This window comes from Arthrobacter sp. HS15c (assembly GCF_040812005.1).
Classification (GTDB): domain Bacteria; phylum Actinomycetota; class Actinomycetes; order Actinomycetales; family Micrococcaceae; genus Arthrobacter.
In genome coordinates this window covers 449,173-470,085 of sequence record NZ_JBFOHM010000001.1, presented here as the reverse complement: position 1 = coordinate 470,085, position 20,913 = coordinate 449,173, and the positions used below count along the sequence as shown (strand labels likewise).

Below are 20,913 nucleotides of genomic sequence, written 5' to 3'. Positions count from 1 at the left end.
TGCGGTCCGCAATTATCGGGCTGTGATTTGCGGCTGTGATTTGCGGCTGCGCCGCCCGCACTAGAATCACTAAGGTGACTTACCCCGTAGCAACCGGTGACTTCAGCGCGGCCCCAGGAGCGGATCCGCTCTACGAACGCTCCGCCGTCATCGACCTCGACGCCATCCGCCACAACGTCCGCAGGCTGGCCGCCGCGGCATCGCCCGCAAAGGTCATGGCGGTGGTGAAGGCCGACGCGTACGGCCACGGCGCCGTTCCCGTGGCCCGGGCCGCCCTCGAAGCAGGAGCCTCCTGGCTGGGCGTCGCCCACATCTCCGAAGCACTCGCCCTGCGGACCGCCGGAATCGACGCGCCCATGCTGGCGTGGCTGCACACCACGGAAAGCAACTTCGGCGCGGCCGTGGCTGCCGGCGTCGACATCGGCTGCTCCGGCTGGGAGCTGGACAAAATTGTGGCCGCCGCCCGCGAACAGGAACGCCCCGCGAGGATCCATCTCAAGGTGGACACCGGCCTGGGCCGGAACGGCGTCACCCTCGAAGGCTGGGACCACCTGGTGGGCGAGGCCCTCGAATACCAGGACCAGGGCCTCCTGCGCGTCGTGGGCATCTTTTCCCACCTGTCCGTCGCCGATGAACCCGAGCGGCCCGAAACTGACGAGCAGCTGGCTGCCTTCCGCGAGGTGCTGGCCGTGGCCGAGGATGCCGGCGTGGACCCCGAGGTCCGCCACCTTGCAAACACTCCCGCGACGCTGTCCCGGCCCGACACCCACTTCGACCTGGTCCGTGTGGGACTGGGAATCTACGGCCTGTCACCATTCGAGGGCCAGACATCCGCCGAGCTGGGCCTGCACCCCGCAATGACGCTGCGGACTCTGGTGTCGCAGTGCAAGCACGTGCCGGCGGGGCAGGGCGTTTCCTACGGCCTCCGCTACCACACCACCGGCCCCAGCACCCTGGCCCTGATCCCCGTCGGCTACGCGGACGGCATCCCGCGCGTTGCCACCGGCGGTCCGGTCCGGGTGGCGGGCCACACGTATCCCGTGGTGGGGCGGATCGCCATGGACCAGATGGTCATCGACCTCGGCGACGCAGTCCCGGCCGGTGCGGGCCTGCTGGGCGCCGAGGCGGAGCTTTTCGGCAGCGGGTCCGACGGCGGTCCCACAGCCGACGACTGGGCGCTCGCCGCCGGAACGAACAACTACGAGATCGTGACCCGGATCAGTCCGCGGGTTCCGCGCCGGTTCATCAACGAGGCCTTCGTTGCTCCCGGATCCGGGAAGCAGTCCACGCCATGAGCCTGCCTGACACTGGCGTGGGCGCGGGAGCCAGCTCCGGAGCCAACTGGGAGCTGACGCTCAGCGTGTCGACGGCGGACCAAACCCATGAGCTTGGTGCGGCTTTGGCATCGGAACTGGACGCCGGGGACCTGTTGGTGCTGACCGGCGAGCTGGGCGCCGGCAAGACCACGTTCACACAGGGCCTGGGGGAGGGCCTGGGGGTGCGGTCCGGCGTTATTTCGCCGACCTTTGTCCTGGTCCGCATCCATCCCAACCTGCCCGACGGTCCCCGCCCCGGCGGCCCGGACCTGGTCCACGTGGACGCCTACCGGCTGGGATCGGCGTCGGAAATTGACGACATCGACCTGGAGAACACCATGGACTCGGCCGTGACCGTGGTGGAATGGGGCCGCGGCCGGGTGGAACACCTGAGCGACAGCCGGCTTGAGATTGACCTGCACCGGGCCATCGGCCTGCCCGCAACGGAACCGCACCCGGCAACCGGCGTCCACGAAGGGGAGGCCGGGGTCCTGGACTTTGATACGGACGACGACGACGAGCCCCGCACGATCGTGATGCGCGGCTTCGGCCCGCGCTGGGCGTCCAGGCCTGCCCTCGGCGGAATCATCGAAGGGACACCCTGATGCTCATACTTGCCATCGACACTTCCGCCGTGGCCAGCGCCGCGCTCGTGTCAGACGACGCCCTGGAAGGTGTCGTGGCCAGCTTTGCCACCGAGGACACCCGCAGCCACGCTGAGGTGCTCGCCCCGGGCATCGACGACCTGCTCGCCTCGGCTGGGGTCTCGGGCAGCGACGTCGACGCCATTGTCACCGGCGTTGGTCCCGGCCCTTTCACGGGCCTGCGGTCCGGCATCGCCACGGCCCGGACCCTGGCCTTCGTCTGGAACAAACCCCTGTACGGCATGATGAGCCTGGACGCCGTGGCCCTGGAGGTTGCCGAGTCCACCGATGCGGTGCCCGAATTCCTGGTGGTCACCGATGCGCGCCGGAAAGAGGTCTACTGGGCCCGCTACAGCCTGGCGGACGGGCAGCTGCCGCAGCTGGAAGACGGCCCGCACGTGGGCTTCGCCGCGGACCTCCCGGACCTGCCCGCCTATGGTGCCGGCGCGGGCCTGTACTCGGATGTCCTGAAGGCCAACCCCGCGTTCAGCGCCGAACAGCCCGACGCCCTGTACCTGGGCCAGTTCGCGCTGGCCCGGCTGGCTGCGGGCGACCCGCTGCCCGATTCCACACCCCTGTACCTGCGCGAATCGGACGCGCAGGTCCCCGGGCCGCGGAAGCGGGCGCTGTGAGCACCCCGGCCGTGCCCGGCGCCGACAGGGTGGTCCTGCGCGACATGACGCTGGACGATGTGCCGGCTGTCAACGCCCTGGAACAAAGGCTGTTCCCCGCCGATGCCTGGCCCCTCCACATGTTCTTCGAGGAACTGTCGCAAACGGACACCCGCCGGTATCTGGTGGCCGAGACAGCCTCCGGGATCGTGGGCTACGCCGGCCTGATGTGCATCGAGCCCATCGCGGACGTCCAGACCATCGCCGTCGTGCCTGAATTCGAAGGCCGGGGGATCGGCTCGGCCCTGCTCACCCGGCTCATTGGGGAAGCCGGACAGCGCGGCGCCCAGGACGTCCTGCTCGAGGTCCGCGCGGACAACCCGCGGGCGCAGCAGCTGTACCTGCGCTTCGGGTTCGAGCAGATCCATGTCCGCCGCCGGTACTACCGCGACGGCGTGGACGCGCTGATCATGCGGCTCCAGCTCATACCCGACCCGGTCCCCACCACGGAAGCAGACCAGCCATGAACCGCCCGCAGCCCCTGGTACTGGGCATCGAATCCTCCTGCGACGAAACCGGCGTGGGAATCGTCCGCGGAACCACCCTGCTGACCAACACCGTTTCCTCCTCCATGGACGAACACGTGCGCTTCGGCGGGGTGATCCCGGAGATCGCCTCCCGCGCGCACCTGGATGCGTTCGTCCCCACGCTGCGGCAGGCCCTCGACGACGCCGGCGTGGAGCTCGCGGACATCGACGCCATTGCGGTCACGTCGGGACCGGGGCTCGCCGGGGCGCTGATGGTGGGCGTCTGCGCCGCCAAAGCCCTGGCCGTGGCCACTGGCAAGCCGCTGTACGCGATCAACCACCTGGTGGCGCACGTGGGCGTGGGACTTCTCGACGGCAAATCGCCTGCCGGCGCTTCGCCTGCCGGCGCGGCCCCAGGCAGCGCCCCGCGGCTGCCGGAGAACCTCGGCGCCCTGCTCGTGTCCGGCGGGCACACGGAAATCCTCAAGATCAACAGCATCACCGACGACGTCCAGCTGCTGGGATCAACGATCGACGACGCCGCCGGCGAAGCCTACGACAAGGTGGCCCGGATCCTGGGCCTCGGCTATCCGGGCGGTCCCGCCATCGACAGGCTGGCGAAGACCGGCAACCCCAAAGCCATCCGGTTCCCGCGCGGCCTCACCCAGCCCAAGTACATGGGTTCCGCCGAGGAACCAGGCCCGCACCGCTACGACTGGTCCTTCAGCGGACTGAAGACCGCCGTAGCCCGCTGCGTGGAGCAGTTCGAAGCCTGCGGCGAGGAGGTCCCGGTGGCGGACATCGCCGCGGCGTTCCAGGAAGCCGTGGTGGACGTGATCACGTCCAAGGCCGTCCTGGCCTGCCGCGAGAACGGAATCAAGGACGTCCTGCTGGGCGGGGGCGTGGCGGCAAATTCCAGGTTGCGGGAGCTGACCGGCCAGCGCTGTGCGTCCGCCGGGATCCGGCTCCATGTTCCGCCGCTGGACCTCTGCACGGACAACGGTGCCATGGTGGCCGCCCTCGGGGCCCAGCTGGTCATGGCCGGGGTGGCGCCCAGCGGCATCCGCTTCGCGCCGGACTCGTCGATGCCGGTCACCGCGGTGTCACTCCCCGCCTGACGCCGACCGGACTCTCGACCACCCGGCGAACCGTCGCGGGGCACTTTGGGGGAGTCGTCGTCGTAAATCACGACGGCGGCGGGCGTGTCCGTGTCGGAGTGCCCCGTTTCGGGCGGGCGGGGTCAGGCGGTGGGGCCGTTGCGCATCTGTTTGACGAGGTCCAGCACCACGGCCTGCAAGTCGCCGCCGTGCTCGGCTGCCACGCGGCGCTGGCGCTGGTAGCCGGCCCCGCGGCTGATGATCTTTTCGACGTCGGCGAGCTCGTCCGGGCAGCCGAGCTTGGCCGCGACGGGCTCCAGCCGGTTCAGGGTCTCCAGGAGGTGGTCCGTCACCAGCTGCTCCCGGCCCTTGGCATCGAGGATGATGATGGCCTCCATGCCGTAGCGGGCGGCACGCCATTTGTTTTCCTGGACATGCCACGGCGGCATGGTGGGGATGGTCCCGCCGTTATCCAGCGTGGTGGAGAACTCGTCGACGAGGCACTGGGTGAGGGCGGCAATGGCGCCCACTTCCTCCAGCGTTGCCAGGCCGTCGCAGATGCGCATCTCGATGGTGCCCAGGTTGGGGACCGGGCGGATGTCCCAGCGGATCTCGGACAGGGTGTCGATCACGCCGGTGGTGAACATGTCCTGGACGTAGGACTCGTATTCGTCCCAGGACTGGAACTGGAACGGCAGGCCTGCGGTGGGCAGTTGCTGGAACATCAGGGCCCGGTGCGAGGCGTAGCCCGTATCCTCCCCGCCCCAGAACGGGCTGGACGCGGACAGCGCCTGGAAATGGGGGAAGTAATTGACCAGGCCGTCCAGCACGGGAAGGGCCTTTTCGCGCCGGTCCAGGCCAACATGGACGTGCACACCGTAAATGACCATCTGCCGGCCCCACCACTGGGTGCGGTCGATCAGCTTGGCGTAGCGGGCCTTGTCCGTGACCGGCTGCAGCTGCGGGGGGCTGAAGGGGTGGCTTCCGGCGCAGAAGACCTCCACGCCCATGGGGTCGGTGATCTCGCGGACTGCGGCCAGGGACCTGCTGAGGTCCTCCTTGGCTTCGCCGGCGGTCTCGCAGATCCCGGTGACAAGTTCCACCGTGTTCAGCAGGAGTTCCTGCTTGATGTGGGGATGTTCGTCGTCCTCGTTCAGCTCGGGGTGTTTGGCGGCGACGCCACGGAGCACCTCGTTGGCCACGGAAGCCAGCTCTCCGGTCTGGCCGTCCACGAGCGCCAGCTCCCACTCCACACCAAGAGTTGATTGCCTCGATGAAGCGAAATCAATCTTCATGCGTTCCCCTAACTGTTCTGTTGTCCCTGGCGCACGCCGCCCCGGAAGGGTGTCCTGGCAATCGGCGGCAGGCAGGCGAACGGGTGGTTCAAGTCTAGTGCAGGGGTAGCATCGTATTGATGGCCTTGTTCCCGCAGACCCGTGACAGTTTTCACAAAACCACCCTCATCCTGGCAGCGGCGGCCACCCTCACCGCCCTGAGCGCCTGCACGGGCGTGCCCGCCCCATCGGCGGCGCCCTCTTCCGGGACCCCTTCTCCCAGCGCGTCACCCTCGGCATCCCAACGGACGACGCCGGCACCCCCGCCATCGTCTGCCGCACCGGACCCGGGAGCCAGGCCCCTCGGCTGGGGACCGCAGCAGCGTGACAGGGACGCGGCCGCGGCAGCGGTCGCCGCGATGACCCCGGAGCAGAAAGCAGGCCAGGTCCTGATGCCCTTCTTCGCGGGCACGGACGCGGCGGCGCACGCCGCCACCATCGAGCGCCTCCACCTGGCGGGCTCGATCATCATGGGGGACAACGTTCCCGTGGACGCCCGGAAGCAGGTGGACCCCTTGGCCATGGCTGCAACCACCGCACGCCTGGCCCAGGCAGCCCGCGCGGACGGCCGGACCTGGCCCGGCCTCATCGGCGTGGACCAGGAGGGCGGCATGGTGGCGCGGCTCGGTGCGCCCCTCACCGAATGGCCGTCGCCCATGGCCTACGGCGCCGCGGGCAACGCGGCGCTCACGAAGGACGCGGGCCGGGCATTGGCGTCCGAGCTCGCACCGCTGGGCTTCAACGTGGACTTCGCGCCGGACACGGACGTCACCATCGGCCCCGCGGATCCGACCATCGGCGCGCGGTCCATGTCCGGGAACCCGGATGCGGCAGGGGCGATGGGGATCGCCTTTTCGCAGGGGATGCAGGAGTCGGGCGTCCTGCCGGCCGTGAAGCATTTCCCCGGCCATGGTTCAGTCACGGTTGACTCGCACCAGGACCTGCCCGTGCAGCCCGCAAGCATTGCCGACCTCGAGGCCCGCGACTGGAAGCCGTTCCGGGCCGCCATTGCGGCCGGTGTGCCCATGGTCATGACGGGGCACATCGCGGTGCCCGCGCTGGAACCCGGCGTGCCGGCGTCGTTGTCCGCGCCCACCTACGCTGCGCTGCGGGGCATGGGGTTCAACGGGGTGGCGGTGACGGACGCCCTCAACATGGGTGCGGTCCAGAAGCAGTATCCGGACGGCTCAGCTGCTGTTGCTGCGCTCGCCGCCGGAGCGGACCTTTTGCTGATGCCCACGGATGTGGCACAGGCACACGCGGCAATCGTGGGTGCCGTGGCCGGCGGCAGCCTGCCGGCCGCGCGCCTGGACGAGGCCGCGCAGCGGGTGGCCACCATGATGATTTGGCGGGGCAGGACATCCGTCCCTCCCGGGTCCGCGGCCGGGACCGGCGCGGACATCTCCGCGCGGGTATCTGCGGCAGCTGTCACGGTCCTGTCCGGACCCTGCAGCGGCCCGCTGGTTCCCGGCAGTGTCCGGGTGGCCGGCGGCTCCCCGCAGGACCGGGCCCGGTTCGAGGCCGCCGCCGCCAAGGCCGGGCTCGCAGTAGGCGAGGGGCCGGTGGTCAGCCTCATTGGCTACGGCGGCGCCCCGGCCGCAGGGGACATTGCCGTTTCGCTGGACGCGCCCTGGCCGCTGCAGGACTCCGCCGCGCCGGTCAAGGTCGCCGTGTACGGGCGCAGTCCGGGCGCCTTCGACGCGCTGGCGGCCGTACTGGCAGGCAAGGCAACCGCCCCCGGGAAGCTGCCTGCCGCCGTCGGGAGCTTCCCCGCCGGCACCGGCTGCCCGTAACGAACTGCGCCAAGTCTGTTCGCGGGACCAGCAGCGGTTTAATGGAGCGGTGCCCATTCTTAATAAAGACATGACCCTCTGCATCTCGCTGTCGGCGCGGCCCAGCAACAACGGGACCCGCTTCCACAACTACCTCTACGACCAGCTGGACCTGAACTGGATCTACAAGGCCTTCGCCCCCACGGACCTTGGCCAGGCCATAGCCGGCGTCCGGGGCCTGGGGATCCGCGGCTGCGCGGTGTCCATGCCGTACAAGGAGGACGTGATCGCGCTCGTGGACGAGATGGACCCCTCGGCCAAGGCCATCGATTCCGTCAACACGATCGTGAACACCGACGGGCACCTCAAGGCCTACAACACGGACTACACGGCCATTGAGCAGCTGCTCAAGAGCAACGCGGTGCCCGTGGGCTATTCAGTCCTGGTGCAGGGGGCCGGCGGAATGGCGAAAGCCACCATCGCCGCCCTCCGCGACGCCGGCTTCACGGACGTCACAGTGATTGCGCGAAACGAAGACACAGGGCGGCCCCTCGCCGAGCAGTACGGGTTCCGCTGGCGCGCAGCGCTCGACGGCGTCACGGCAGATTTGATCATCAACGTCACCCCGATCGGCATGCACGGCGGTCCGGAAGCCGGCTCACTGTCCTTCCCGGAGGAGACCATAGCAGCGGCCAAAGTGGTGTTCGACGTCGTGGCGCTGCCGGCCGAAACGCCGCTGATCCAGGCCGCACGTGCCGCCGGGAAGCCGGTGATCACCGGCGCCGAGGTGGCCACCATCCAGGCACTGGAGCAGTTTGTGCTGTACACCGGGGTCCGCCCCACCGATGAGCAGGTCCGGGCCGCCGAGGAATTCACGCGCGCCCAGTAGCTTCAGGCCGGTTCCACCACGATGGCCACCCGGTCCTCCCCGATGCGGGTCAGGACCAGGGTGGCCGTTTTGTTTCCGGCCTTCTTGCTGCCCTTGCTGTTGCCCTTGCCCCCTGCGGGGAGCAGCTGCTTCCGCAGCTCCTCCGGGGTGACGGACGTGCCGCGTTTTTTGATGTCCAGCACGCCGATGCCGTTGTCCTTGACCCAGGCCTTGAGCGCCTTGACGTTGTACGGCATGACCTCCAGGACCTTGTAGGCCCGTGCGTAAGGCGTGTCCACGAGGTCAGGGGCGCAAATATAGGCGATGTGCTCGTCCACCAGGTGCCCGCCCAGTTCAAGGGCGACATCGGCCACCAGCCCTGCGCGGATCACGGCACCGTCGGGCTCGTACAGATAGCCCTCTACCGGGCCCACCGGGGCGACCGGACCGCCGTCGAAATCCTCAGCGCTGGTGATTTCGGAGGCGCCCTGCGTGCCCAAAAGCAATGCTGCCCGGCGGATTCCGGGCCGGCGCACCGCGTTGAACCACAGCGTCACCTCGGTGACGTCGCCGCCCACGGAGACCCACTGCGCCTCACAGTCCGCCGGCACCGATTCGTGCGGCATCCCGGGGCCCATTTTGACCCCCACGGCCCGGCCGGACGCGGCCAGCGACTCCACAAAGGACAGCGGCGGGGAGAAGGCCTCCGGGTCCCAGATCCGCTTGGTTCCCGACGTGGAGGTGACCCGGCGTGCCGGATCCAGCCAGACGCCGTCGATCCCGTCCAGCGGGACTGACGTCGCGTCCGAGTGCACGACGGTGGCGTTGGGGAACGGGATAAGGTTCACCGTGGCGCAGGCTGCAGTGGTCTCATCCATTTCCACGGCCGTGACGGTGATGTCCATCGAGGCGAGGGCCAACGAGTCGGCGGCCAGCCCGCATCCGAGGTCGGCGACGTGGCCGATCCCGGCCTGCGCGAACCGTTCGGCGTGCCGGGCGGCAACCTGCAGCCGGGTGGCCTGTTCCAGCCCGGCCTGCGTGAACAGCATGCTCCGCGCGAATTCCCCGAACTTCAGCTCAGCCTTGGTGCGGAGCCTGGACTGGGTGAGGACCGCGGACACCAGTGCGGGGGAGTGGCCGGCCTTGCGGAGCGAGGAATTCAGCTCGAAAGAGGTGTCCTCACGGTACGGGCCAAGGGACGCCAGCAGGTCCCATCCTTCGCTCGTGAGCAGTGGTGCGATCTGGTCCTGCGGTGCTTGAGCCATGGGTTCAAGCGTAGTGGAGGAGCGCCACGGGGAGATGCCGATAGGGTTGAAGGCATGGAAGACAGCGCAGGCCTACAGCCGTCCGAACAGCCACATCCGAACCACCCAGGCCTGGTGAAGTTCGCCCGTCCCGCACTGATCGCAGGCGCTGCCGTGGCGGTGGTCTGCACCACCCTGCTGGTGATCATCTTCTTCCTGGACACCTTCAACGCCACGGTCTACTCCGTGGGCGGCAAGAACATCCAGGACGCCACCGACGAGGCACGGGACATCAGGGACCTCTACGCCGGGGCCCGGCTGGGCGGCATTATCCTGCTGGTGGTTTCGCTGCTGGCCGCTGCAGCCGGCGCCGTCGTCCTGTATCTCCAGCGGGGCAACGGCGAAGACGAGGGCAACGAAGGTGACGAGGACGTCGATTTCGATGACCTCGCCGGGCGCTGAGACGGTCCTTGACTGTTCACTGGGGGCAAAATTCTGGCACTCGCCTTGACCGAGTGCTAACCACTTACATAGAGTCATCATTAGCACTCTCCCTAGGAGGGTGCTAACACATGAAGAGCTGCCAGCCAGGCTGCTGCCGGCACCGCGACGACGGTTTGCCAGCCACGGTGCGGCAGCTCTCCAGTCCATGAATTTGCTGACGAAAAGGAGAGGTCCGAGTGTCGGTCTCTATTAAGCCTCTTGAGGATCGTATTGTTGTCCGCCCGCTCGAAGCCGAGCAGACCACGGCTTCCGGCCTGGTCATCCCGGACTCCGCACAGGAGAAGCCGCAGGAAGGCGAAGTTGTTGCAGTAGGCCCCGGCCGCTTTGACGACAACGGCAACCGCGTTCCCATCGACGTTGCCGTTGGCGACGTTGTTATCTACTCCAAGTACGGCGGAACCGAAGTCAAGACCGGCGGCACCGAGTACCTCGTGCTGTCCGCCCGCGACGTTCTGGCGATCGTCGTAAAGTAACTCTTTGGATCCCCGTGCCGCTGGTCATGCTTTTGCTGGCCGGCAGCGCGGGGTTTCTGTCTTGAAAGGACACAACCATGGCAAAGCAGCTTGCGTTTAACGACGCTGCCCGCCGGTCGCTTGAAGCCGGCATCGATAAGCTCGCCAATACTGTCAAGGTGACGCTCGGCCCCCGCGGCCGCAACGTCGTCCTCGACAAGAAGTGGGGCGCTCCCACAATCACCAACGACGGTGTCACCATCGCCCGTGAAATCGAACTGGACGACCCGTACGAGAACCTTGGCGCGCAGCTGGCCAAGGAAGTCGCCACGAAGACCAACGATGTTGCCGGCGACGGCACCACCACCGCCACCGTCCTGGCACAGGCACTGGTCAAGGAAGGCCTGCGCAACGTTGCTGCCGGCGCTGCCCCCGGCCAGATCAAGCGCGGCATCGAGGTTTCCGTCGAAGCCGTCGCAGCCCGCCTGCTCGAGAACGCCCGTCCCGTTGAGGGCACCCAGGTTGCCAGCGTTGCAGCCATCTCCGCCCAGAGCGACGAAATCGGCGAGCTCCTCGCCGAGGCATTCGGCAAGGTCGGCAAGGATGGTGTGATCACCATCGAGGAGTCCTCCACCACGCAGACCGAACTGGTCCTCACCGAAGGCATGCAGTTCGACAAGGGCTACCTGTCCCCGTACTTCGTCACCGACGCAGAACGCCAGGAAGCCGTCCTCGAAGACGCCCTCATCCTGATCAACCAGGGCAAGATCTCCTCGGTCCAGGACTTCCTGCCGCTGCTGGAGAAGGCGCTGCAGAGCTCCAAGCCGCTGTTCATCATTGCCGAAGACGTCGACGGCGAGGCACTGTCCACGCTGATCGTCAACCGCATCCGCGGGACCCTGAACGTGGTTGCCGTCAAGGCTCCGGGCTTCGGCGACCGCCGCAAGGCCATGCTGCAGGACATCGCCACCCTTACCGGTGCGCAGGTTGTCTCCCCGGAACTGGGCCTGAGCCTGGACACCGTTGGCCTTGAGGTGCTGGGTACCGCCCGCCGCATCACGGTCACCAAGGACAACACCACCATCGTTGACGGCGCCGGTTCCGCAGAAGACGTCGCAGCCCGGGTTTCCCAGCTGCGCGCCGAGCTGACCCGCACCGACTCCGACTGGGACAAGGAAAAGCTGCAGGAACGCCTGGCCAAGCTGGCCGGCGGCATCGGCGTGATCAAGGTTGGCGCAGCCACCGAGGTCGAGCTGAAGGAAAAGAAGCACCGCATCGAAGATGCTGTGTCCTCCACCCGCGCCGCCCTCGAAGAAGGCATCGTGGCCGGCGGCGGTTCCGCGCTGATCCACGCCCTCAAGGCACTCGACGAGGACCCTGCCGTCAAGGCCCTCGAAGGTGACGCCGCAGCCGCTGTGGGCATCGTCCGCCGCGCCCTGGTCCAGCCGCTGCGCTGGATCGCCCAGAACGCCGGGTTCGACGGTTACGTTGTCACGGCCAAGGTTGCAGAGCTCGAAACCAACAACGGTTTCAACGCCAAGTCCGGCGTGTACGAGGACCTGATCGGCGCCGGTGTCATCGACCCCGTCAAGGTCACCCGTGCAGCCCTGCGCAACGCAGCGTCCATCGCCGCGCTGGTCCTCACCACCGAAACCCTCGTGGTGGAGAAGCCGGCTGACGAAGACGAGCACGCAGGCCACAGCCACTAACGGCAACTGCCACATAAAAAACCGGTCCAGCATCCGCTGGGCCGGTTTTTTGTGTTTTTTGTATCGTTGGGCCGGTTGCGGCACTACGCGCCCATCTCCTGCGTCTCGACGTCGCCTGCGCGCTCGTAGACCAGCGACACCGCCCCCTTCGGGAAAGTGCGTGCCGGCTCGGCGAGGCGGAAGGAAGCGGGGACAGTCCCGGCGTCGAAGAGGCGCTTGCCCTGCCCAAGGGTGACCGGATAGAGCCAGAAGTGAAGGCGGTCGATGACGTTTGCCGCCAGCAGCGAACGGATGAGGACGCCGCTGCCGAACATATGCACCTCGCCGTACTCCTCGCGAAGCCGGCCTGCGGCCGCGGCATCCGGCAGCACTGTGGTTCCGGCCCAGCCCGGAGCCGTCAGGGTCTTGGAGACAACGAACTTGGGCACCCGGTTGAGCGTGCCGCCGATGTCGTCTGACTGGTGCGGCCAGTACGCGGCGAAGATGTCGTAGGTCTTCCGGCCGAGAAGCAGGGCATCGATGCGTTCGACCTCGGCGCCGATGGCCGCGCCGGCTTCGTCATCGGACACGGGCGCCTGCCAGCCACCGAAAGCGAAGTCGCCTTCAGTATCTTCTTCGCGGCCGCCGGGTGCCTGGTAGACGCCGTCGAGGGTGATGAACAGGTTCGCGACGATGATGCCCATGCGTCCAGTCTGGAACGGGGTACCGGCACTGTCCATACCCAGCGGCCAGCGGCAAGCATCGGCCGGCGTGGCAGACTGGTGCCATGCTGCTCGACGAGCTCGTGAGAACCACTGATGCCGTCGCGGCCACCCGCTCCCGGCTGGCGAAGGTCGAAGCTCTGGCCGACCTGCTGCGACGGCTTGAGCCCGCGGACATCCCTGCGGCCGTCGGCCTGCTCATCGCCCGGCCGCGGCAGGGCCGGGTAGGGGTTGGCTGGCGAGGCGTGGGAGCGGCCATGGGGGAGCCGGCCGCCGAGCCGGGCCTTACTGTCGCCGACGTCGACGCTGCGTTGGACCGGCTGCTCGTCACCGCAGGTACCGGATCGGCGGCGGAGCGCGCCGCCACACTCCGGACGCTCACGGCGGCAGCCACCGAACGCGAGCAGGCATTCATTTCCGGCGTGCTGCTCGGTGAGCTGCGTACCGGTGCGCTTGAGGGCGTGCTGACGGATGCCGTTGCCCGCGCCGCCGGCCGGCCCGTCGAGGCCGTACGCCGCGCGGCGATGCTCTCCGGTGATCTCGGCGGGACCGCCCTGCTCGCGATCACAGGCACGGCCGCCCAGCTTGACGCCGTCGGCCTCGTCGTCGGCCGTCCCGTGCAGCCCATGCTCGCCGCAACCGCGTCCAGCGCCAGCGCGGCGCTGGAGGCCACGGGGGAGGCATCCGTGGAGTACAAGCTCGACGGCGCCCGCATCCAGGTGCATCGCCTCGGCGACGAGGTGCGCATCTACACCCGCACGCTGGCCGACGTGACCCACCGGCTGCCCGAGGTGGCGGAGGTGGTTCTCGGACTGCCGGTCCGCGATGTGATCCTCGACGGCGAGACCCTGGCCCTGGACGAGGACGGCGGACCGCGGCCGTTCCAGGAGACGATGTCGCGGTTCGGCGCGGATGCGGTGCGCGCTACAGTGCTGCATCCGTGGTTCTTCGACGTGCTGCACATCGACGGGCGCGACCTGCTCGACGAGCCGCTGTCTACGCGCATTGGTGTGCTCGAACGCATCGCCCCGGAACACCGGATCCCGGGGGAGATCACGGCGGACGCGGCTGTTGCCGAGCGGGTGTCGCGCGATGCGCTCGCCGCGGGCCACGAGGGCGTCGTGGTGAAGGCGGTCGGATCGGCCTACGCGGCCGGCCGGCGTGGTTCCAACTGGATCAAGGTGAAGCCGGTTCTCACCTACGACCTGGTAGTGCTGGCCTGCGAGTGGGGCTCAGGACGGCGCACGGGGCTGCTGTCGAACCTGCACCTCGGAGCACTCGACCCGACCGGCGAGTTCGGCGAACCCGGCGGCTACGTGATGGTGGGCAAGACATTCAAGGGCCTCACCGACGCGCTGCTGCGCTGGCAGACCGGAAAGTTCCAGGAGCTCGAAACGCGGCGGACGGCGGGCACCGTCTGGGTGGAACCCGTCACCGTGGTCGAGATCGCCATCGACGGCGTACAGAATTCCTCGCGATACCCGGGCGGAATTGCCCTCCGGTTCGCACGCGTCAAGCGCTACCGCGACGACAAGGCAGCGGCTGAGGCAGACACCATTCAGACGCTGCGCGCGCTGCTGCGTCCCTAGGTTGTGCGGGTTCCCCGGCGGGCGTACCGTGGCGCTTAACTAGCGCCGCGCCCATCGTGCGGCAAAGCCAACCGGCTGGGCGGGCAGGTATCCGAAAGGAGGCCGGATGTCTGCTGAGACGGGCATCGACCAAGGCAGGACAGCATTCCGCGAGAACCGCTGGACCGATGCCTTCGAGAACTTACGTGATGCCGACCGGCGCGGCGGACTGCCGGCACCCGACCTTGACCGGCTCGCCATCGCGGAAATCCTGACCGGCAACACGGCAGCTGGCCTGGATACCCTCACCCGGGCGCACGAGGAATACCTCGTTGTCGGCGACGTCGTCGGCGCCGCCCGGTGTGCGGGCTGGATGGGGATGCAGCTGATGAACGTGGGGGAGGCGGCACGGGCCGGGGGCTGGTTTGCCCGTGGCCAGAGGCTCGTGGATGAACTGGCCGAACCGGACGCCGTACAAGGCCTCTTGCTCGTTCCGATGGGCCTGGGCAAGCTCTACGGCGGTGATCCGGCAGGCGCCCTGCAGGTCTTCACGCAGGTTGCGGAATTCGGCCAACGGTTCCAGGACAAAGACCTGTCCGCACTGGCCCTCCTCGGGACCGGCCAGGCGACCCTGATGCTTGGACACCCCGACGAGGGCCTCCGGATGTTCGACGAGGTCATGGTGGCCGTGACGGCGGGGGAGCTGTCGGCGATCCCGTCAGGAATTATCTACTGCGCAGTGATTGGCAACTGCCACCTGGCCTTCGACCTGGAGCGGGCCCTGCAATGGACTGCCGCACTTGACCGCTGGTGCAACGCCCGCCCCGACATGGTTGCATTCAGCGGCCAGTGCCAGTCACACCGCGCCGAAATCTTCCGGCTGCACGGGGCCTGGGCCGAAGCGATGGAGGCTGCGGCCGCGGCCCAGGGGCGTTCCACCCGGGGTGACCCGCAGGCAATGTACGGGGGCTACTACCAGCAGGGCGAAGTGCAGCGGCTCACCGGCCAACTGGAGGCCGCCGATGCTTCCTACCGTGAGGCGGCCCGAAGCGGCTATGAGCCCCAGCCTGGCCTTGCGCTCCTCCTGTTGGCTCGGGGGGACGTGCAGCAGGCACAGGTGATGGTCCGCAGGGCAGCCGGCGTGGCCGACGTCGCCACCCGCCGGAATCTGTTGCCGGCACTGGTGGAGATCGAACTGGCAGCCTCCGACCTGGAGGCGGCACGGCGGGGCGCGGACGAGCTGGAGGCCTTTGCCCGCGAATGCCCCATGCCCATGGTCCGGGCGGTTGCCGCGCAGGCCGACGGCGCTGTCCGCCTCGCTGCGGGCGACCCGGCGGGTGCATCACAAGCCCTGCGCCAGGCCTGGAACCTGTGGCTTGAACTCGGTGTGCCCTACGAGGCGGCCCGATGCCGGGTATTTATCGGGCGTGCGTGCCGGGCGCTCGGCGATGAGCCGTCGGCGCTGATGGACTTCGAAGCAGCACATGCCGACCTCCTGGAGCTGGGCGCCGGGCCGGCCGCCGCCTGGGCCGCCTCGCTCATGCGGGAAGGCACCGACGCCGGTGCCAAAGGCCCGCTGTCCCCGAGGGAAACGGAAGTTCTTCGGCTTGTGGCGTCCGGTGAGGGCAACCGGGCGATAGCCGCCGAACTGTATCTGAGCGAAAAGACGGTTGCCCGGCACCTCAGCAACATCTTCCTGAAGCTGGGTGTTTCGTCCCGCACGGCCGCCACGAGGTATGCGTTCGAGCACGGGCTGGCCAGCTAGGGCCACCTGCGCAAAAATACCCACAACGCCCCCGGGCAGAGTTGCATGTTTTGCCCGACGCGGTCGGGTTGGCCCCGACCGTAGCCTCAAAGCATGAACCTTCCAGTCCTTGCCGGCACCCTTTCGACGGTGCTGTTTGCGTTGGGAATGCTGCCGATGCTGGTGAAAGCGGCCCGCACGCGGGACCTCGCCTCGTACAGCCTGGGGAACCTGGTCCTGAGCAATGTGGCCAATGCCGTTCACTCCATCTACGTCTTCAACCTGCCCGCCGGCCCCATCTGGGCCCTCCACCTGGCCTACGTCCTGGCATCCGCCCTGATGCTGGCCTGGTGGTGGCGCTACAGGGAGACGGGACGCGAAGCCGACGGCGGCACAGCGGCCGGACGGACGACAGATCGCACAGAGGGTTCAGCCGTAAGAATCAACCTCAGTCAAAAAGGAGCGCAGTGATGAACGACAACGATCTGACCGGCATGCTGGACACGATGATCATCGGCGGCGGCCAGGCCGGCCTGGCCATGGGTTATTACCTGAACGAACAACAACGGAAGTTCCTGATCCTGGATGCCAACGTCCGGCCGGGCGACGCCTGGCGCCAGCGCTGGGATTCGCTCCGGGTGTTCACTCCCGCCAAGTACGACGGACTGCCGGGCGCGCCGTTCCCGGCGGATCCGCTGACCTTCCCCACCAAGGATGAAGTCGCCGGATACCTTGAAGGCTACGCCGCCCGGTTCGACCTGCCAGTGCTCAACGGCGTCCGCATCGAACGGCTCTGGCGGGAAGGTGACCGCTACATCGCCGCCGCCAACGGCCGGCGCTGGGAGGCGCGCAACGCCGTCGTCGCCACAGGATGCAGCCAGGAACCCAAAGTGCCTGGCTTCGCCGCCGAACTGGCGCCGTCCATCGTGCAGCTCCACTCCAGCGAGTACCGGAACCCCCGGCAGTTGCAGGAAGGTCCGGTCCTGGTGGTGGGGCTGGGGAACTCGGGGGCGGAGATCGGCATCGAAGTATCCCGTACACATCCCACCACCGTGGCTGGCAAGCCCGGCGGCGAGATTCCGGTGAAGCACGGCCGGACCGCGGCGCGATACTTCCTGCCGGTAGTGCGGTTCCTGGGCCTGCACGTCCTCACGCTCAACACGCCGATCGGACGCAAAGCGGCTCCGGCCTTCAAAGCCCACGCCGCTCCGCTCATCCGGACAAAGTCCAAAGACCTCGCCAACGCAGGCGTCCGCCTCGTGCCGCGGGTCGCCGGAGTGGACAACGGAATGCCCGTCCTGGCGGACGGAACACGGCTTGAAGTCGCCAACGTCATCTGGTGCACGGGATTCAAGGATGATTTCAGCTGGATCGATCCGGCCCTTCTTGACGACGGCGGGCTGCCCCGGCAGGAACGCGGTGTTGCGCTTGACTCGCCCGGGCTGTTCTTCCTGGGGCAGGAGTTCATGTTCGCGGCAGCATCGGCAACGCTTCCGGGCGCCAGCCGTGACGCCCGCTACCTGGCCGGAAGAATCCCGGTTTCCGTCAGCCGCGAGTCCGCCGCATCTTCCACCTAAGCCGGCGCGCCATGTCCTCGGGCAACCGGCTGGACACCAGCCGGTAGAAGACAAGCACGGCCACGGCAGCGGCCACGATCCCCACCAGGTTGACCAAAAGCTGCAGCGCCGAACCTGCAGCTTTCTGGTATTCACCGAGGACCAGCGCCACTGCGACGAATCCTGCCGCCGGCACCGTGGTCACCGAGATGAAAACACCGATGAGCGCGGCCGAACGCCGGCTGATCACCGACAGCATTCCGGCCGCCCCCGCCAGCACAGCAACGATCAGCGAGTACGGTCCCGGATGGTAAATGAACTCCACCGCGGAGCCGGAGTCCAGGACATTTGCTGGAAAGAGCCCCAACGGCACGGACAGCCACGCGCTCAGCGCCGCCAGCAGCATGGCCACCGGAAAACCAACGGCCAGTGCGACGGCGGCGCGGCGCCCCAGCCGCCAGTGTCCCCTTGCCAGGGCGACGGCGAGGGCGGCCAGCGGGCCGAACTCCGGCCCCACCGCCATGGCACCGACGATCGCGATCGTCGAGTTGGTCACGATGCCGATGGCGGCCAGCTGCGTTGCCAGCACGAGGAAGGCGAGGTAGCTCCAGGTCAGCCGGGAGTCCTCACCGGTCTGCCGCGTCACCTCGTCCCAGATCAGGGCGTCCGACCCGTCGCCCGGCGCTGCGTTTTCCGCTTCGTCCGCGCGCCGGGACAGGACCAGTTCGGGCGTGGAGAGGGAAATTGACCCAGTCTCGTGCACCTTCAGGACGTGCAGTTTCTCCAGCAGCTCTTCGACCGCCTCGCGGGCGATCTGGACCTCGATGACGTCGCCGGGAGGCAGGACGGACGCTTCGGCAGAAACTGCCAGCCCGGCGCATCCGGTCTGCCCGGTACAGCATTCCTGCACGACGGCGGAGAGCTCTCCGGGAACACAAATACGCATCTGGACAATCACGTCAGATCCCTTTCCTGGCCTGGGGACAGCATAGTTTCCCGGTGCTTGGGGACCCTTGACCGGCCCGCCCTGATTGGTCATCGAAAATACGGCTCGGTAGCATGGATGCTTTGGTTGCCCGCTGCGAGAGGTCTTTTGTGTCGACTGCGAGAACCACGGCCGCTCCCGGCCGTGCGAGCGAAGCGGCCCCCAAAGGACGCAAGGCGACTTTCCGGCCCGAGGTACAGGGGCTCCGGGCGCTCGCAGTACTGATGGTGGTGACGTACCACGTGTGGCTGGGGCGGGTCTCCGGCGGCGTGGACATCTTCCTGCTGATCTCAGCATTCCTGCTGACACTTTCCTTCATCAGGAAGGTCGAAGCGGGCAAACCCCTGAACCTTATCCGGCACTGGCTGCACCTGTTCAAACGGCTGCTGCCTGCCGCCGTCGTGGTTCTGCTGGGCATCCTGGCCGGCACGTGGCTGATCCTGCCGCAGAGCCGCTGGCCCGACGTCCTGGACCAGGCCTGGGCCTCCCTGCTCTACCGGCAGAACTGGCTCCTGGCCGATACCGCCGTCGACTACTACGCCCAGGACCACTCCGGAGCCAGCCCGCTGCAGCACTTCTGGTCGCTGTCCATCCAGGGCCAGGTCTTCATTTTGTGGCCGCTGGTGTTCGCCGGTGCCGCAATGGTGTGGCGGTGGCTTCGTCGCCGGAGCAACGCCAGCTACCGGCTGGTCCTGGCGGCGGCCTTCTCCGCGATCTTCCTGGCATCGCTGGCCTACTCGATCGAGCAGACAGCCACCAACCAGGCCTATGCCTACTTCGACACCCGGACGCGCCTGTGGGAATTTGCCCTCGGCTCCCTCCTGGCCCTGGTCCTGCCGTACGTGAAGCCGGGCAAGGCGCTGCGCGTCATGCTCGGCTGGGCCGGCCTGGCCGCCATGGTGTCCTGCGGCCTGGTGCTCACCGTGGACCGCTCCTTCCCTGGATTCATTGCCTTGTGGCCAACCCTGGCCGCAGCGGCGATTATCGTTGCCGGCCAGAGCGGCAGCCGGTTCGGCGTGGACCGGCTCCTGAGCTGGAAGCCGCTGGTTGCCCTCGGCGACAACTCCTACGCCCTGTATCTGTGGCACTGGCCAGTGCTGGTGCTGGCGCTGGCCGCCACCGGGATCGGGACGCCCGGTCTCGGCCAGGGACTGGCCGTTGTCGCCGCGTCCGTCGTCCTCGCCGTGCTGACCACCCGGTTTGTGGAGAAGCCGCTGCGGGACTGGCACTGGCCGCAGAAGCGGTCCTGGCGCACCGCCGTCGTCATCGCCGCCTGCTGCGGGGTGCTCGCCGGCCCGGTGGCCGTGTGGCAAACCACGATCACCGCGGAGGAGGCCGCCGCGGCCGCGCAGCCCCGCGAGCTGACGCCGGGGGCCGCTTCACTTGCGCCGGAGAACGCCGGCAAACCCACCCCGGAAGCCCGGATCATTCCGGCGCCGGCGGCGATGAAGGACGAATGGGCGGACATCGACGGGCTCTGCACCGACGCCAACGTGCCATCCGATCCCTTACTGAACGGATGCCTGCAGAACACAAAACCGGAGACGGTCACCAAACGGATCGTGGTGCTGGGCGATTCCCACGCGCAGCAGTACATGGCCGCCCTCGGCCCGATCGCCAAAGACCGCGGCTGGGAAGTTGTGACGCTGCTCAGGGGTAGCTGCCGCTTCGGTGCTGAGTCACCCGAACGGGACGCTGAGTGCAACGCGTTCAACAAGGCCAGCGCCGCCTACGTGATGGAACACCGGCCGGACGCCGTATTCACCGTCGCTTCGCTGACCCACGCGGAGGCGCCGTTCGAAACCGAGGTTCCCGGCTACCTCGACGGCATCCGCGAGTTCACCCAGGCCGGGATGGACGTGGTGGGGGTCCGGGACAACCCGCGGTTCAGTATCAACATGCCGGAGTGTGTCCAGAAACATGGCGCGGACGCCCCGGAATGCAACGCGCCGCTGAACGAGTCCCTCGCCGAATCGTCGCCGCTGGACAGCTACCGCGGCCAGATTGCGGGACTCCACCTGATGGACCTGAGCGACTTCATCTGCGCCGGCGGCACCTGCCCGGCCGTGGTGGGGAACGTCTACGTCTACAAGGACGACAACCACCTCACCAAGACCTACGTGCAGAGCATGATCCCCATGTTTGAGCAGCGGCTGCTGGCGGCCACCGGCTGGGCCTGAGGTTGCGCCGGGCCCACGCCCGCAGGGTTCCCTGGCCGAGCTTGCGAGGCTAGGGAGCGGGTGGGGATCGTGCCGTTGCTCACATTGCCGCCCCGGAATAG

General features: G+C 67.9%; 19 protein-coding genes. 15 read left to right on the top strand and 4 right to left on the bottom strand.

Translation table 11 applies throughout. The features are described from left to right. Nucleotides 1–74 precede the first annotated feature (74 nt). The 5 genes from alr to tsaD are packed head-to-tail and all read left to right on the top strand — an operon-like array spanning nucleotide 75 to nucleotide 4,216. Nucleotides 75–1,295 (top strand): alanine racemase, encoded by a 1,221-nt coding sequence (alr, locus tag ABV518_RS02130; RefSeq protein WP_367765181.1) that lies wholly within the window; start codon nucleotides 75–77, stop codon nucleotides 1,293–1,295. Further along, entirely contained in the window at nucleotides 1,292–1,921 is a 630-nt protein-coding gene (tsaE, locus tag ABV518_RS02125; protein ID WP_367765180.1) for a tRNA (adenosine(37)-N6)-threonylcarbamoyltransferase complex ATPase subunit type 1 TsaE, read from the top strand. The genes alr and tsaE overlap by 4 nt, the downstream gene beginning before the upstream one ends. Next, nucleotides 1,921–2,592, top strand: coding sequence for a tRNA (adenosine(37)-N6)-threonylcarbamoyltransferase complex dimerization subunit type 1 TsaB (gene tsaB / locus ABV518_RS02120; protein WP_367765179.1), 672 nt, complete (start codon nucleotides 1,921–1,923; stop codon nucleotides 2,590–2,592). Before tsaE ends, tsaB begins: the two co-directional genes overlap by 1 nt. A gap of 44 nt (nucleotides 2,593–2,636) precedes the next feature. Next, complete coding sequence (gene rimI, locus ABV518_RS02115) at nucleotides 2,637–3,098, top strand: ribosomal protein S18-alanine N-acetyltransferase (RefSeq protein ID WP_367765329.1); 462 nt, start codon at nucleotides 2,637–2,639, stop codon at nucleotides 3,096–3,098. Next, nucleotides 3,095–4,216: a tRNA (adenosine(37)-N6)-threonylcarbamoyltransferase complex transferase subunit TsaD gene (gene tsaD, locus ABV518_RS02110; RefSeq protein ID WP_367765178.1), complete on the top strand. Its 1,122-nt coding sequence runs from the start codon at nucleotides 3,095–3,097 to the stop codon at nucleotides 4,214–4,216. Before rimI ends, tsaD begins: the two co-directional genes overlap by 4 nt. A 122-nt stretch (nucleotides 4,217–4,338) precedes the next feature. On the opposite strand, the gene ABV518_RS02105 is transcribed toward tsaD, so the two are convergent. Next, the gene (locus ABV518_RS02105; RefSeq protein WP_367765177.1) at nucleotides 4,339–5,490 is read right to left on the bottom strand and encodes a glutamate--cysteine ligase; all 1,152 of its coding nucleotides are present in this window, start codon (nucleotides 5,488–5,490) and stop codon (nucleotides 4,339–4,341) included. A 398-nt stretch (nucleotides 5,491–5,888) separates the two neighbouring features. On the opposite strand from ABV518_RS02105, the gene ABV518_RS02100 reads away from it, so the two are divergent. Further along, nucleotides 5,889–7,322, top strand: coding sequence for a glycoside hydrolase family 3 protein (locus ABV518_RS02100; RefSeq protein ID WP_367765328.1), 1,434 nt, complete (start codon nucleotides 5,889–5,891; stop codon nucleotides 7,320–7,322). Between the two features lie 49 nt (nucleotides 7,323–7,371). Further along, nucleotides 7,372–8,190: a shikimate 5-dehydrogenase gene (locus ABV518_RS02095; RefSeq protein WP_367765176.1), complete on the top strand. Its 819-nt coding sequence runs from the start codon at nucleotides 7,372–7,374 to the stop codon at nucleotides 8,188–8,190. A gap of 2 nt (nucleotides 8,191–8,192) precedes the next feature. On the opposite strand, the gene ABV518_RS02090 is transcribed toward ABV518_RS02095, so the two are convergent. Next, complete coding sequence (locus ABV518_RS02090; protein WP_367765175.1) at nucleotides 8,193–9,434, bottom strand: SAM-dependent methyltransferase; 1,242 nt, start codon at nucleotides 9,432–9,434, stop codon at nucleotides 8,193–8,195. Between the two features lie 54 nt (nucleotides 9,435–9,488). On the opposite strand from ABV518_RS02090, the gene ABV518_RS02085 reads away from it, so the two are divergent. The 3 genes from ABV518_RS02085 (at nucleotide 9,489) to groL (ending at nucleotide 12,078) form a co-directional block, all read left to right on the top strand. Further along, nucleotides 9,489–9,875 (top strand): hypothetical protein, encoded by a 387-nt coding sequence (locus ABV518_RS02085; RefSeq protein ID WP_367765174.1) that lies wholly within the window; start codon nucleotides 9,489–9,491, stop codon nucleotides 9,873–9,875. Between the two features lie 218 nt (nucleotides 9,876–10,093). After that, nucleotides 10,094–10,390, top strand: coding sequence for a co-chaperone GroES (groES, locus tag ABV518_RS02080; protein WP_018773735.1), 297 nt, complete (start codon nucleotides 10,094–10,096; stop codon nucleotides 10,388–10,390). Nucleotides 10,391–10,467: 77 nt separating this feature from the next. After that, nucleotides 10,468–12,078, top strand: coding sequence for a chaperonin GroEL (gene groL, locus ABV518_RS02075; protein WP_131131362.1), 1,611 nt, complete (start codon nucleotides 10,468–10,470; stop codon nucleotides 12,076–12,078). Nucleotides 12,079–12,161: 83 nt separating this feature from the next. On the opposite strand, the gene ABV518_RS02070 is transcribed toward groL, so the two are convergent. Beyond that, nucleotides 12,162–12,761, bottom strand: a complete 600-nt coding sequence (locus ABV518_RS02070) for a dihydrofolate reductase family protein (protein ID WP_367765173.1) — start codon at nucleotides 12,759–12,761, stop codon at nucleotides 12,162–12,164. Nucleotides 12,762–12,844: 83 nt separating this feature from the next. Here ABV518_RS02070 and ABV518_RS02065 point away from each other — a divergent pair, with 83 nt between their 5' ends. The 4 genes from ABV518_RS02065 to ABV518_RS02050 all read left to right on the top strand — a co-directional run bounded on the left by ABV518_RS02065 (nucleotide 12,845) and on the right by ABV518_RS02050 (nucleotide 17,668). Next, nucleotides 12,845–14,368: an ATP-dependent DNA ligase gene (locus ABV518_RS02065; RefSeq protein ID WP_367765172.1), complete on the top strand. Its 1,524-nt coding sequence runs from the start codon at nucleotides 12,845–12,847 to the stop codon at nucleotides 14,366–14,368. 106 nt (nucleotides 14,369–14,474) lie between these two features. Next, nucleotides 14,475–16,112, top strand: a complete 1,638-nt coding sequence (locus ABV518_RS02060) for a response regulator transcription factor (RefSeq protein WP_367765171.1) — start codon at nucleotides 14,475–14,477, stop codon at nucleotides 16,110–16,112. A 93-nt stretch (nucleotides 16,113–16,205) separates the two neighbouring features. Continuing rightward, entirely contained in the window at nucleotides 16,206–16,562 is a 357-nt protein-coding gene (locus ABV518_RS02055; RefSeq protein WP_367765170.1) for a hypothetical protein, read from the top strand. Continuing rightward, nucleotides 16,562–17,668, top strand: coding sequence for a flavin-containing monooxygenase (locus ABV518_RS02050; protein ID WP_367765169.1), 1,107 nt, complete (start codon nucleotides 16,562–16,564; stop codon nucleotides 17,666–17,668). The genes ABV518_RS02055 and ABV518_RS02050 overlap by 1 nt, the downstream gene beginning before the upstream one ends. Here ABV518_RS02050 and ABV518_RS02045 read toward each other — a convergent pair. Then, a complete protein-coding gene (locus ABV518_RS02045) occupies nucleotides 17,637–18,605 on the bottom strand; it encodes a DUF389 domain-containing protein (RefSeq protein ID WP_367765168.1) in 969 nt (322 codons plus the stop codon). The two genes, ABV518_RS02050 and ABV518_RS02045, sit on opposite strands and share 32 nt — an antisense overlap. 137 nt (nucleotides 18,606–18,742) lie before the next feature. On the opposite strand from ABV518_RS02045, the gene ABV518_RS02040 reads away from it, so the two are divergent. Next, nucleotides 18,743–20,812 (top strand): acyltransferase family protein, encoded by a 2,070-nt coding sequence (locus tag ABV518_RS02040; RefSeq protein ID WP_367765167.1) that lies wholly within the window; start codon nucleotides 18,743–18,745, stop codon nucleotides 20,810–20,812. Nucleotides 20,813–20,913: the final 101 nt, after the last annotated feature.